Consider the following 13,952-nt stretch of genomic DNA (forward strand, 5'->3'; position numbering starts at 1 on the left):
TTTCGACCAACTACAGCCGCGGATGCTCAGGGGGCCGGCGGTGATTCCCTGTCCCGCGCCGCGATCAGCGCGGGAATCCAGTCTTCCATCGTGACCTCGTCGCGCACCTTGTAGGGGATGCCGCGGCGGTTGAGGAACAGCTTTTCCATCTCTGCCCGCGTGAAGGGGCGGCTGCCGAGCCGGCCGAAGACCGCGATCTGGCCGCCCGTCTCGTCGACGCCGCGGTCGCGATCGAGCCCCTTGGAGAGCGAAAGCGCAGGGGAGGGCGTGCGCGCCCATGCGATCAGCTCGGGCACGGGCGCGGGGGAGAAACCGTAGAAATTGGGCTGGCTGTCGGGCGAGGTGAGCTGGATGACTTTCAGGCCGTTCCGCCCGTCGGCGACATAGGCGAACAGGCTTGCGTTGGTGCTGCCGACGATCACATCCTCGGCATCGTTCATCTGCCCGCCGAAATTCGCCTTGGCGTAGATTTTCGGGGCCTCGGGATTGGTGATGTTGACGATCACGAGCCCGTCCTGCTTCGCCGCGACATAGGCATAGGTGCGCGCGAGATAGAGGCGACGGGCATCGGCGAGCGCGATGGTGCCCGAGGGCACGGCAACGGGACTGTCGAGCCGCGTCACGTCGAACAGTTTTACGCCCTCGGCATCGGTCACCCAGAGATAGCGGAACTGGATCGCCGAGGCGCGTGCATCGGTGAGCGGCATGGTCGTCACGTATCGCGGCTTCAGCGGATCGTTGAGGTCGACGACCACGAGGCCCGCGCTTGCGGCGATATAGGCATAATGCCCTGCGAGCGTGATGTGCCGCGCGCCCGCCAGCACATTGTTCGCGTTCCACGTCGCAGCGCGCTTCAGCGAGTTGTTGCGGAATTCGCCATCGGCGAGCGTGTTGATGTCGACGAGGATCAGGCCCTCCACGCTGTCGGTGACGACGGCGTAGTTGTAGATCGGGTGGAAGGGCTGTTCCTCGTTCATCGCGCGCATTTCGGGGGTGTTGCGCAGCGGCGCGATCGGCTGGTTGGTCGCGATCGCCATGCAGGTGGCGTTGCTCGACTTCACCTGCATGTCCTGCCCGAGCGGCGAGAAGGGCGCGGTCACGATGCGTTCGGAGAAGCCTTTGTTGCCGATCGAGGCGACGTCATAGACGCGGAAACCGCCCTTGCCCTCCGCCACGAACATATATTCTCCGCGAAGCTGCAAACAGCCGACCGTGCCCGCCGTGCCCTGCGTGATATTGCGGAATTCCTCGAGCGCGTGCGTCTCGCCCGAACCGCGCTTGTCGAAGGTCTTACCGCGCGTCCAGTCGATCAGTTCGCGCTTGTTCCGGTCGACGTGGAGCTTCCAGTAGTCGGGATAGGCATAGCGCTGGAGATAGGAGCCGATCACCGCCTGCGGTTCATCCCATTCGGTCACGCGGACCGCCTCGAAGCCGTCCTGAAGCCCCGTCCACGCGTGCAACCCGACGAAGTTCACGAAATTGGTGCCGAGCAGCATGAGCTGCGACATGATCGCGTTGTTGTCGTTGGCCGCGCTCAGGTGACAGTCGGTGCAGGTCTTGGTCTCGGTCTTGCGCACCGTGTGCGGGAAGTGCGGTGCAAAGGCCTGTGACGAGAAGCCGATCGAGGAGATCGGTGGCTGCTGCACATAGATGCGTTCGCGGTTGATGTTGGTCGACGAGAGGATCAGCGCTGATGTCGAGCGGACGGGCGCGACGATATTGCCCTTGGTCGTCTGGTGACGGCCGAGCTGAAACATCTCGTCGCGCGCGACCTGCGGGTTATAGGTCGCGAAGTTGCGGCTCTCGATGCCGTCGTACTTGTGGCTCTTGGTCTTCCAGTTGGCCTCGATCGGCAAATGGCAGCCGCCGCACGACGTCGTCCAGCTCAGGTGGCAGGTGAAGCACGCCATATTGTCGTCGGTATGCGCGCGTTCGGATTTGGGCACGCCGGGGCCGAAGCCGTACTCGCCCGTCTCGGTGCCCGTCCGACTCATCAATTTGGCGCGCGCGGCCTTGGCATTGAAATGCGGGTTATTGCGGTCGACGCTGTCCTTGACCAGCGACACCCGCCATTCGAGCCTGGGATCGACGATCGAGCGCTGGATGAGCACGCGGTTGCCGCTCGCGTCATAATACCATTCGAAGCGGCGCTGGCCGTCGGCGTTGCGCAGCAGCGCGAGGTTGTTGCCCTGCGGCCGCGCGGCCGGCCCCGAGGTCAGCAGCGTGGGATAGGCATCGGCGGTGCCGTGGCAATCCTTGCAGCCGATCTCGACCGCATTGGCGACCTCGCCATAGATCAGGCCATTGCCATGGCTGTCCTGCCCGAAATGGCAATCGGCGCACTGCATGCCCTTTTCGGCGTGGATGTCCATCATATGGACCGCCTTGCCCTTCTGTTCGCCGGGCTGGACGAATTCGGCGGCGTCCTTCTTTCTGAACTTCTCGGGGTCTTGCGGAGAGACGATCTTGCCCTCTGCATCGAGCAGGTTGCCCTCGCGGTCACGCTTGTAGATCGCGCGGAAATTCCAGCCATGGCCGTGATAGTCCGCGAACTGCGTGTCCTTCGCCTTGGGGTTTACGTCGTCATAGACGCGGCGCAGGAATTCGAGATCGGCCCATTTGCCCTTGGGCGCGGCGCCTTCCGGATTGCGGTCGAGCACCTTGTGGACTTGGGCTGCCGTCGGATATTTCTGCTTCTCGGGCCACATCAGCGGCGCGTCGGACTCATAGTCCCACATGGTGTAGCCGAGATAGCTGTTCAGGAAGATGTTGGGCTGGTGCATGTGGCAGTTCATGCACTGCGCGGTGGGGATCTGGCGCGTGAAGACGTGGCGCAGCGGATGGCCCTTTTCCTTCACCGCTTCCTTGTGCGCATCGCCGGGCTGTTTGACCGCGCCATGGCCCGATCCGTGCTCGTCATCATGCTCGGGTTCGAGCTTGTCCTTGATCGTAGGGTCGACCGTGACGCTCTGCCCGTCGCGGCCATACTGCGCGTAGATCAGGCTGTGCCGCGGCTCCCGGTCATTGGCGTAGATGACGTGGCAGGATGCGCAGCCCGAATGGCGATAGTCGCCGGGCTGGTCGTTGGTTCCCATGAACCAGGTGAAGGGGTCGTTGAGCCGCGTCTTGTGGATGTTGAGCACGGGGATCGCGACGCGCAGGCCCGTGGCGGGGCCGCGATTGGACTGTTTGAGGTCGGGTCGTCCGGGCTCTTCGAGACGCTGGATGGTGCCGCCGGTATTGGGAAGCCCGATTTCGGGGAATTGCGTGCCGATATTGCGCCCGCCGCGCTCGAACACGCGGAAGATGTCGCCCGGCGGGATCACGTGCCAGGTCGGCAGGGGGTAGAGCTCGGCGAGCGCGCCGCGCTTCTTCTGCTCGGGGGTGACGGTGCCGTGCGGTTCCCCCGGCGAGACGATCTTAGCGGGCTGGCCGTCGCGGGTGTAAGCCTCGCCAAAGGCGTAGTTCTTGTAGGGGATGATGCCATTGTTATAGGCCGCGCCGCCCCAGAGCATCGCGCCCGAGGCCATCAGCGAGCGTTCGGATGCCTCGATCACCTCCATATGGCACGCGCCGCAGCTTTCGCGCGCGACGCGATAGTCGGAAGGGTTCACGAAGCGGATGAACTCGGGGCTCTCGCGGTTGAGCAGCGTATAGCTCGTCTTGGGATTGGCGGAACTCGGCCAGTGCCAGCTCGCTGGGAAGCGCGGCAGCACGTGCGCCTTGTCGCGAGCGGCGACGTAGGCGGGCGCGTTATGCGGCAGTTCCGAATTGCCGCGCACCATGGGATCGCCACCATGGCAGTCGGTGCAACCCAGCTGGACCGCCGGCGAGGTGTGCATCGTCGGCGCGTCCGACGCGGTGTGGCAGGACAGGCAACCTTCGGATTTGCGCGCGGCCTCTTCGGGCTCCTGCGTCTGCGGCGCGGGCGCAGTGAAGGCATAGACGCGCTTGACCGGCTTTTCCTTCTCCGACGCAAGCGAGACAGTTGAGGGGGTGAGGAGAAGCAGGAGGGTAGCCACCAGCCTCCAGATAATACCCAGTCCGTTCGGGCTGAGCTTGTCGAAGCCCATTCTTTTCCCCTTCTCCGACAAGAAGGAAAGGGCTTCGACAGGCTCAGCCCGAACGGGGATCGATGGATGATCCGCTTGCATCAGAAGGTCACGATCGCGTTCATGAGGACGGAATAATAGCGGTCGTCACGCCGCGCATTGGTGAAGAGGTCACGAAACCCCTTGCCGGGATCCAGCACCGCGCCCGACAATCGAAACACGATGTTCTGCGTCGCCTTGGGGCGCCAGATCGCGGCTGTGGACAGATCCCAGCCGATATCGTTGGGGATAGAGCCCTCGTTGCGCAGCGCCTGCAGTATCTCGGTCTTGTGGAACCACAGATGGTTGACGTTGCCCGACAGGCGGAACTCGGGGGTCAGATCGAAGTCCGCGCCCGCACCCAACAGCATCGTGCCCGGATTGTTGAAGTTGGACTGACCCTGTTCCTTGGATGAGCGCAGCGAATTGAGGATGCCGTTGCGCCCCTGAATGCCGATCACGCGGCCACCGCCTGCAAAGGGGATGGTCTGGCGGATCCAGTAGCTGGTGTCGGCGCCCGCGAAGATCGGATTCTCGAAGATCGCGTCGAAACCGCGCTCCGTGTTGTCATAGGGATCGCCGTCGCCGCTTGCGAACAGGCCCGAAAGCCGGAAGCGCGCCCAGTTGACGTCATAGCTCGCCTCCGCCGCCGCGAAAAACGCGCGAACCTCGGCCTTCCTGTCGGTGAAGATGCTGTTCCGGTCCTCGCCGAGCGCGGCATAGAGCGAATGCGTCAGGTTGATCCGACCGATACGGCCATCGCCCGAAAGGCCGATATAGCCGATGTCGTAATCGCGTCCGCGCAAGTTCCCGAGCAGCGCGGGGCGGACGGGAAAGCCGTTGTCGTCGATCTCGATGTCATCGGCTTCGCGGTTGATGTTGAGCGTCGCCGAAAGCTGGCTGGTAAAGCCGGGGAATGGGAAATCCTGTCGGAAGACGTTGGCGAACAGCGTCCAGTCGTCGCGCGGGCTTTGCGTGACGTCGTTGAGGCCCGAATTGGTGTCCTTCTCCAGCCGCCAAATCGCGCCCAGATTGAACTGGAAGCGGTTGTTGTCGCGGTTGCCGAACAGGCGGATGCCCAGCTGGTTATCCTGGAACAGGAAGCCGCGGAAATCCATGTTGAACGGCTGGATCCCCACGCGGATCGAGCGAAAATCATAGCGGTCCGAGGTGTTCGCAAGGTGATAGTCGAGGAACGCTTCCTGCACGCCGAGAAAGTCGTCGGTGCGGTGCGTCGGCTTTGATGGCTCGACGAAGAGCACGCGGCGTTCGGGAACGTCGACATGATTGACCTGCCAGGCGAGCGTCAGCCGGTATTCGACATCGGGCGGCTTGTATGCGGTCGAGCCCTTGATGAGCGCAGCGCCGACGATGAAGGTCTGCGCCAGAACAAGGCTGTTGGTGCGTCCGAATACGTCGTTGCTGCCCGGACGGTCGGTGGTCTGCACGCCGACGGGGATCGGAAAGCTGCGCGGTTCGACCACGGTGTCCGACACAGCGTTCAATGCGAAGAACCAGTCGTCCTCCCTGATCGGAAGCCATTTGACCTTGCTCCGGTCGATCGGGCGATCGCCCTTCAGCGTGTTCTGGTGATAGGGATCAAACCAGCGTTCCTTGACGAGGCCAAGGCTCTCGATCAGCCGCCAGCGATCGGGCACGGGGAAACTGTCGGCGGGGAAGGCCTCGGGCGGCGGCGGGCGGACCGCGCCGGGATTTTCCTGGCTTACCTTGTCAGGAAGCTGGCGCTGCTGGCCCGGGCGCTTGCGGCCCTCGATCAGCGCATCGTCAGCTTCGATTTCGGGTTCGGCGGCGGGCGTGGTGACGGCAGGCGTTTCCTGGCCCGGCGCGACCCGCGTTTCCTGCTCGCCCGCGAAATTTGAGGCCAGTTGCACCTCGATCAGGTCTGCGCCCAGACCCTCGGCCTCCATGACAGCGGCATTGCCCGACATGGTGGCCAGCAGCGGAATGAAGGAGGCGGCGACCGGCATCTCTAAAGGCCCTGGCAGACATTCTGCTGGGTGGAGTCGAGGAAAGGCGCGAAGGGGCAGCTGATGTAGCGCAGGCGTACCTGCTGGCTGCCCACTGCAATGGTGATCTGGTCCGAGCGGATCGCGGGCGCCGCATTGCCGACACCGCCGACCCGAACGCCTGCATTGTGGAGGCCGAGAAAGCTGATCATGTCATCCTGATCGATGCCGTCGCCCGAGACGCCGATTCCGCCGACGAGCTGGCTGCCGCGATAGATCGGCACCGAACCCGGGAAGATCTGGATGCCGTTCTGCAGCCGGTTCTGCCCCGCAACGACATCGGGAGTCGCGGTGCAGCGCTGCGGCGTATCGGCCCCCGCGCCGAGGATGAAGCCGACATGCTGGAGGATATTGTCCTTGATCAGCGCGGACTGAAGCCCGGTCGAGAACGGGTTGAAGCTCGCGATCGGGCGCGAGAAGGGGCCGTTGGGGCGGCCAACCTCTCCATCGGGAAAATAGGGGCGCGAGACGTTGCCGATCGCACGGTCGGCAAATGCAACGCCGCCCGTCAGCGCGCCGCTGCCGCCGAAAAAGGCGTTCGACTTCGCCACAAAGCCCTGCACATCGGCGTTCGGATTGCCGAGAAGCTGCGCGCCCGCCTGCGCGTTCGAGAAGAACATCGCGGTCCGCGCCTTTTGCAGCGAGACATCGGTGCCGAAGATCGGCGCATCGGGCGAACGCACGATGCCGAGCACCGCCCCATGCGTATCCACCAGCGAGATCGTGACCTGCGCGCGGCTGTCGAGCGGCTGGCGGATCTGCGCGCGCGCCCGCGACATGACAGCAAAGGCTTCCTCGAGGATCGCGCGCGCTTCGGCGGCGCTGAGCGGCGCGGAAACCGTGCCGGCATCGGTTCCGGCACGGATCGGATAGCGGTTTGTGCCCGCGCCGTTGGTGAGGATGAAGGCGTCGCTGTTGCTGAATTCGGCGGCGGTGGCGCGGCGGATGCCCGACGCCTCGGTGCCGTATGCCGTACCAGCCCGCACGCCGCCGGCCGCATCATAATAGCCGTTGACGCTCGTGAGTACGCCCGCACTGCCGTTGATCGCCGCAAAGCCGGGGGCGGTGGCGGGATTGCTTCTCAGCCCCGCGGGGGTGGCGTCGGCATAGCGCAGCGACGTGCCGTCGACGGTGATGCGATTGGCGCGGATGGTGTCGGGCGCTGCGAAGCTGGTCGTGCCCGCGACCGCGATGAATTCCTCGTCATCATTATCGGTGTCGAGGATATTGGGGTCGAAGCTGTAGACGCCGTCGGCCATCACGCCGATGCCGCCGACGACGACGCCGTTCTTGTAGAGCGGAATGCCGCCCGCGTCCGCGGAGAGGCCGAGCGGCGAGCGCTTGGGCCCGATCAGCGCTGCAGCACCACCGCCCGCCGTGAAGCGCGCCGAAAGGTCGGAGCAGGGGAGCTGGCTGAACTGCACACCGAACAGGGGCCCCGATTCCAGCCCCACAGTGCTCGGCGCGGGCGGGAAATGCTCCTGCACGATCTGGCTCGCGGTGCGCGTGGTGAAGGCGTTGCCACCCGAGGAGAGGTATGCGCCGGTGATTGCCTTGGCGATCGCGCCCGCGACCGCGCCGGGCACGTTGACGCCCTGCAGGTCGAAGCTGCTGCCATCGGCGGGGCGGGGCACCGCGAGATTGGGGTTCGCCCCATTCATCACGAACACGCCCAGCACATTGCCGACCCGATCGACCACCGCGATGCTCGCCGGGCGCCCGCGCGCCTGCGCTTCCGCCGCTGCCTGTGCGATGATCTGCTGCACCTCGGAAACCGTCAGTGCTTCCTGTGCGGGCGCGGTGTAGAGGCTCGTCGGCGTAGGTGTCGGGGTCGGCGTGGGCGATGGCGTCGGGGTGCTTCCGCCGCCTCCGCCGCCGCAGGAACTCAGGATCATGGCCGCGCCTGCAAGCAGCGCCGGGAAACGATTACGCATTACCTGAGAGTCCTGATCGTCCGGACCGCGCTGCCCAGCGAACGGCGGAATTCGAGTGGCTTATAGGCGTTGGGATCCTTTACCGCGGCATAGGCTGCGTTGATGTCGGGGCGGATCGCGCTGGCCGCATTGCCCGTGATTGCGCCCGAATTGACCAGCGCGTTGAGCAGCGTATCGACCGCCATCACCGCCTGCACGCTGCCTTCATAGTCGGTGTAGCGCGGGTTGATCGCTTCGCTCGCGATCGTCTCGATGATCTGGAAGGTCTGCGCGCGACCGAATGCGGTGCCCGAAAAGGCGTCAGCGAGTGCATTGGCGCTCGTGCGCAGCTTGCCGGCTGCGGCGACGGCCGCACCGCGATTCTGCGCGAGTGCTGCGTGGAAGGCGCGACTGTCGGCGTCGAAGCGCTGCGCGATTCCGGGAGCGGCGACGCGTGCGGCCGCCGAGAGCATGATCATGTTCTCGTCGTTGAACGCGGGCATGCCCTCGGGGATCGGTCGCGCGGGATTGCGCACCCCCGTCTTGATCGCGTTTTCTCCGTCATAGATGCGGCGGTGGCAGGTGTGGCAGTCGAAGAAGTAGAATTCGGGGAACACGCCTTCCTGGCCGAGGCCGGGATTGGCGTAGAGGCTCAGCGCGCGGTCGAGCGCCATCGCCTGACCGACCGCCCAGAAGCGGACATTATTGCTGCGTCCCTTGCGCGCAGCATAATCGGCATCCTCGTCGTGATGCTGTTGCAGTGTCGAGAAGAGATCGAGCTCGAACGAGATGCGCGGATGCCCCGCTGCCATGATGCGGTGGTTGACGAACTGCCCCTCGTCGGCACTGCCGAAATGACAGTCGAGGCAGACCGAAGCACGCGCGCGCGGATTTTCGAGCGGCACCATGCCCAGTGAGACATTGCGCTTGTGGCTTGCGCCCACCGAATAATGTGCGGCTATCCAGCCTGACGCGCCACCGTGGCAACTTTCGCAGCCGACGCCGTCACCCGCCTGAAAGCGCGGGCCGCGCTGGCTGGCGGGAGCGGAATGGCAGCCAAGGCACATGGGGGCCGAGGTTGCAGCGCCGATTCCGAGCCGCGATGCGATCTGCTGGCTGCGCGCATTGGAGAGGATGTTGAAGGCGCGGCTGTGCGCGCCGCCGGGGGTGGAGGGTTCCTGCCAGCGCATCAGTTCGTCCTGCCGGACGATCTTGCCATCGGCTTCCTGACGGCCGTGACAGGTCGATCCGCTGCACGAGGCGACACCCAGATGGACGCCCTTTGCCGGGCTTTGCGCGGTGGCGCGCGGGGTCGAGGGCGAAAGGCCGATGCCAAGCGCAATCGCCGCCATCGCGACAAGCGCGATCAGCAGTCCGAAACCGGCAATCCGTTGGGCGAACGTCCCCCCAGCACCCATGCGCAACATGTCCCCGTTTCCGGCCCCTGATGCCGGCATGTCTTATCTTGCGGTGCGACCCGATATTTTTGACAGTTTATGTAGATTTAGCGGATTCGAGGCAAGCGTCAGGTGCGCCGGATCACAAGGTTTCTGATCTCGGTCATGTCCTCCATCGCGAAGCGGATGCCTTCGCGGCCAAGCCCCGAATCCTTGACTCCGCCATAGGGCATGTTGTCGACGCGGTAGCTGGGCACGTCGTTGATGACGACGCCGCCGACGTCGAGGCGGTCCCAGGCGTCGAACATCTGGAACAGGTCGCGCGTGAACACGCCCGCCTGAAGCCCGAACTTGCTGTCGTTGACGATGTCGAGCGCGGTGCCGAAGTCGTCGAATTTGATGAGGAAGGCGACGGGGCCGAAGGCTTCCTCGATATTGAGCTTGGTGTCGCGGTCGACATTTTCGAGCAATGTCGCCTCGAGCATTGCGCCCTCGCGGCTGCCGCCGCAGAGCAGCTTCGCGCCCTTGGCGACCGCTTCCTGGATCCATGTATCGAGCCGGCTCGCCTCGCCCTCGGAGATCATCGGGCCGACGAAGGTCTTGCGGTCGTGCGGATCGCCAGCGACCAGCGTCTTCGTTTTCGCGACGAGCATGTCGCGGAACCGGTCATAGACCTCTGCGTGGATCAGGATGCGCTGGACGCCAATGCAGCTCTGGCCCGACTGGTAGAAGGCGCCGAAGATCACGCGTTCGAGCGCGTCGTCGAGGTTGGCGTCCCGGTCGACGATCACTGCCGCATTGCCGCCGAGTTCGAGCACGACCTTCTTCTTGCCGGCCTTGGCCTTGAGGTCCCAGCCGACCGCCGGCGAGCCAGTGAAGCTGAGCAGCTTCAGCCGGTCATCCTCGGTGAAGAGGTCGGCGCCCTCGCGATGCGCGGGCAGGATCGAGAAGGCGCCCTTGGGCAGGTCGGTCTCGGCGAGGACTTCGCCCATGATGATCGCGCCCAGCGGCGTGCGGCTGGCGGGCTTCATCACGAAGGGGCAGCCGACCGCGATGGCGGGCGCGATCTTGTGCGCCGCGAGGTTCAAGGGGAAGTTGAAGGGCGAGATGAACGAGCAGGGGCCGATCGGCACGCGCTTCCAGATGCCCTGATAGCCTTTGGCGCGCGGACTGATGTCGAGCGGCTGGACCTCGCCGGTCATGCGTACCGATTCCTCGGCGGCAATGCGGAAGGTGTCGATCAGGCGGCCTACCTCGCCCTCGCTGTCCTTGATCGGCTTGCCCGCCTCGACGCAAAGCGCATAGGCCAGCTCGTCGAAACGCTCCCTGAAGCGATCGACGCAGTGCTGGAGCACCGCCTGCCGCTCATAGCTCGCCATCCGCGCCATCGGCTCGGCCGCCTCGACCGCGCCCTGGATGCCCGCATCGATCGTCTTCGCGTCCGCCTGCGCGCAGCGAAACGCGACCTCGCCGGTATATTTGTCGGTGACTTCCAGATCGGTGTTGGGCTGCTGCGCCTCATTGTTGAGGTAGAGCGGGTAGGTGTCCTTGAGCTTGATCATGGCGTGTCGTCCTGGTTGCCGCTCATCCTGAGGAGCCGTTGAGCCTGTCGAAACGGCGTCTCGAAGGATCCTTCGAGACGGGCCTTCGCCTACGCTCAGTCCCTCCTCAGGATGAGCGGGGCCATGGCCTGCTCGTTACAACTTCGCGCTCAGTTCCTTGATCTCGTTGTTGAGTATCCGGTCATTGTCCGAATAGTCGACGGGGCAGTCGATCAGGTGGACGCCGGGCGTGTCGAGGCATTGCCGGAGCAATTCGGGCAGATGCTCGGCGCTCTCCACGCGGTGGCCGTGCGCCCCATAGGCTTCGGCATATTTCACGAAATCGGGATTGCCATAGGTCAGGCCGAAATCCTTGAAGCCCATATTGGCCTGTTTCCAGCGAATCATGCCGTAGCTGCCATCGTTCAGGATCAGCACGGTGATGTTGAGACCGAGGCGCACCGCGGTCTCCATCTCCTGGCTGTTCATCATGAAGCCGCCATCGCCGCAGATCGCCATGACCTTGCGGTCGGGATAGACCATCGCCGAAGCCATCGCCGATGGCAGCCCCGCGCCCATGGTGGCGAGTGCGTTGTCGAGCAGCACGGTGTTCTGCTTGCGCGCGGGGTAGTTGCGCGCGAACCAGATCTTGTAGACGCCATTGTCGAGCGCGATGATCCCGTCGGCGGGCATCGCCTCACGCACCTTCTTGACCAGGTGGCACGGCGAGATCGGATAGCGCATGTCGCCATCGAGCGAGGCGGTATGCGCCAGCTCGGCCTTGCGCGCGGCGAGCATCTTCTCGCAGCCCCAATGCTGGGGGACGATGTCTTCCTTCATCTGCCAGATGGCGTTGGCGATGTCGCCGATCACCTCGACCTGCGGGAAATAGACGGGATCGACCTCGGCCGAGCGTGTCGAGATGTGGATCACCTTGGTCCCGCCATTCTTCATGAAGAAGGGCGGCTTTTCGATCACGTCATGGCCGATGTTGATGATGAGGTCGGACGCCTCGATCGCCTTGTGCACGAAGTCGCCTGCCGAGAGCGCCGCGCAGCCGAGAAACTTGGGATGCGTCTCGTCGATCACGCCCTTGCCGAGCTGGGTGGTGAGGAAGGGGATGCCCGTCTTCTCGACGAACTGCAGCAGCATCCGCCCGGTCATCTTGCGGTTTGCGCCCGCCCCGATGACGAGCACCGGCGCCTTTGCCTGCTCGATCATCTTCACCGCGGCACGGACCGCCTTTTCCTCAGCCGAGGGACGACGCGCGAGGCTTGGGGTGAGTGGACGGCTGTCGGTCTGTTCGTCGGCCACGTCCTCGGGGAATTCGAGATGCGTCGCACCCGGCTTTTCTTCCTCGGCAAGCCGGAAGGCTTCGCGGATCCGGCTCGGGATATTGTCCGCACTGGCGAGCTGATGCGTGTATTTGGTGATCGGGCCCATCATCGCGACGACGTCGAGGATCTGGAAACGGCCCTGCTTGGATTTCTTGATCGGCTTTTGGCCCGTGATCATCAACATGGGCATGCCGCCGAGCGTGGCATAGGCGGCGGCGGTGACGAAATTGGTCGCGCCGGGGCCGAGCGTGGCCAGACACACGCCGGTCTTGCCGGTATGGCGGCCATAGGTTGCCGCCATGAAGCCTGCGCCCTGTTCGTGGCGGGTGAGGATCAGCCGGATCTTTTCGGAGCGCGAAAGGCTGTCGAGGAAATCGAGATTCTCCTCGCCTGGCACGCCGAAGATATATTCGACGCCTTCTTCCTCGAGGCACTGGATGAACAGGTCGGACGCCTTGGTCATGCCGCTTTTCTCCCCCGTCGCGTGACAGCGACAACTGCGTTCGGATTGCGACCCTGCGATGTTGCGGTTACCCGGTCATGACGCCGGATTTGCGCTGCGGTCCAAAGGTCTAACGCGCTTTGCGGCGCGTGTCACACCCTCAATAGCCAAGGGCGAGGTCGACCCGGTGTTCCAGCGGCTGGCCGGTGCGATAGCGTTCCAGATTCCTCAGGAAGCGCTCGGCCGATCGCTGGAACATCAGCGTCTGTGCGCGGCCCGACAGGTGCATCGTGACATGCGCGTTTTCGACACCCCACAGCGGATGACCCGGCGGGAGCGGTTCGGGGGTGGTTACATCGAGAAAGGCCCCGCCGATCTGCTTTGCGCTCAGCGCGGCGATCAGCGCATCCTGATCCACCACGCTTCCGCGCGCGATGTTGACGAGCACCGCGTCCGGCTTCATCGCGGCCAGCTCGGTCGCGCCGATCAGCGCATCGGTTTCGGCCGTTGCGGGAACCGCGAGGATGACCCAGTCGAACTCGCCGAGCCGCGCGCGCCAGTCATCGGGACCAAGCATGCCCGGGCCGGGGGTACGGCGAACGATCGTGACGTCGACCGCAAAGGCCTTCAGTCGCTCCTCGACCAGCTTGCCGATCGCGCCATAGCCAAGCAGAAGCGCCTTTGATCCGTAAAGTTCGACCTTGCCCGGCGAATCGATCAGCCATTCATGGCGCATCTGCGCCTGCACGACCTGGCGATACCCCTTGGCGATGGTCAGCATGCCCATCAGCACATATTCGGCGATCGTGATCGCGTTGATCCCCACGCCATTGGTGACCGCAACGCCCTGTTCGCGGAGCAGATCCAGCGGCATGCCGTCCACGCCGGCATAGATCGAGTTCAGCCATTTCAGCTTGCCCGCGCGGCTGATCGCCTCGCCCATGTCCTTCTTATCGTACATGTCGAACCAGCCGATCTCGGCTTCGGGCGCGAGCGCGAAGGCCTGATCCTTTGTCATGAACCAGTGCGCCTCGACGTCGTCGGGCAAATGCGGCTCGACCAGCGGGCGGATGAGGCCGGCAATGACTGCGTTGATCTTTGGCATCAGGCTCGGATCCCCTCTGTCGTCATCCCGGCAAAGCCGGGACCAGACGATATCGGGGAAGATGGCGGATGCAACCCGCACTGCATTCGATCCCGGCTT

General features: G+C 64.4%; 7 protein-coding genes. All 7 read right to left on the reverse strand.

The genetic code is table 11. The features are described 5' to 3' along the window. Nucleotides 1-26: 26 nt before the first annotated feature. Nucleotides 27-4,073 carry a multiheme c-type cytochrome gene (locus MKI88_RS00485; RefSeq protein WP_241628304.1) on the reverse strand — a complete coding sequence of 1,349 codons (4,047 nt, stop codon included), beginning with the start codon at nt 4,071-4,073 and terminating at the stop codon, nt 27-29. A gap of 80 nt (nt 4,074-4,153) precedes the next feature. Further along, nucleotides 4,154-6,079, reverse strand: a complete 1,926-nt coding sequence (locus tag MKI88_RS00490) for a hypothetical protein (RefSeq protein ID WP_241628306.1) — start codon at nt 6,077-6,079, stop codon at nt 4,154-4,156. 2 nt (nt 6,080-6,081) lie between these two features. Beyond that, nucleotides 6,082-8,052, reverse strand: coding sequence for a heme-binding protein (locus MKI88_RS00495; protein ID WP_241628308.1), 1,971 nt, complete (start codon nt 8,050-8,052; stop codon nt 6,082-6,084). Beyond that, complete coding sequence (locus tag MKI88_RS00500) at nt 8,052-9,449, reverse strand: cytochrome c family protein (RefSeq protein ID WP_241628642.1); 1,398 nt, start codon at nt 9,447-9,449, stop codon at nt 8,052-8,054. The genes MKI88_RS00495 and MKI88_RS00500 overlap by 1 nt, the downstream gene beginning before the upstream one ends. A 107-nt stretch (nt 9,450-9,556) precedes the next feature. Continuing rightward, the gene (locus MKI88_RS00505) at nt 9,557-10,990 is read right to left on the reverse strand and encodes an aldehyde dehydrogenase family protein (RefSeq protein WP_241628311.1); all 1,434 of its coding nucleotides are present in this window, start codon (nt 10,988-10,990) and stop codon (nt 9,557-9,559) included. A gap of 135 nt (nt 10,991-11,125) precedes the next feature. Then, entirely contained in the window at nt 11,126-12,769 is a 1,644-nt protein-coding gene (locus MKI88_RS00510) for an acetolactate synthase large subunit (RefSeq protein WP_241628312.1), read from the reverse strand. Between the two features lie 139 nt (nt 12,770-12,908). Then, a complete protein-coding gene (locus tag MKI88_RS00515; RefSeq protein ID WP_241628321.1) occupies nt 12,909-13,853 on the reverse strand; it encodes a D-2-hydroxyacid dehydrogenase in 945 nt (314 codons plus the stop codon). Nucleotides 13,854-13,952 lie beyond the last annotated feature (99 nt).

Origin of the sequence: Sphingomonas sp. LaA6.9, from assembly GCF_022601895.1 — a bacterium.
GTDB lineage: Bacteria > Pseudomonadota > Alphaproteobacteria > Sphingomonadales > Sphingomonadaceae > Sphingobium_A.

What these genes read in the sequence shown, in the direction of transcription:
- MKI88_RS00500 (WP_241628642.1), bottom strand. Translation starts at nt 9,449, where the DNA reads ATGGGTGCTGGGGGGACGTTCGCCCAACGGATTGCCGGTTTCGGACTG.
- MKI88_RS00495 (WP_241628308.1), bottom strand. Translation starts at nt 8,052, where the DNA reads ATGCGTAATCGTTTCCCGGCGCTGCTTGCAGGCGCGGCCATGATCCTG.
- MKI88_RS00515 (WP_241628321.1), bottom strand. Translation starts at nt 13,853, where the DNA reads ATGCCAAAGATCAACGCAGTCATTGCCGGCCTCATCCGCCCGCTGGTC.
- MKI88_RS00485 (WP_241628304.1), bottom strand. Translation starts at nt 4,073, where the DNA reads ATGGGCTTCGACAAGCTCAGCCCGAACGGACTGGGTATTATCTGGAGG.
- MKI88_RS00510 (WP_241628312.1), bottom strand. Translation starts at nt 12,769, where the DNA reads ATGACCAAGGCGTCCGACCTGTTCATCCAGTGCCTCGAGGAAGAAGGC.
- MKI88_RS00505 (WP_241628311.1), bottom strand. Translation starts at nt 10,990, where the DNA reads ATGATCAAGCTCAAGGACACCTACCCGCTCTACCTCAACAATGAGGCG.
- MKI88_RS00490 (WP_241628306.1), bottom strand. Translation starts at nt 6,079, where the DNA reads ATGCCGGTCGCCGCCTCCTTCATTCCGCTGCTGGCCACCATGTCGGGC.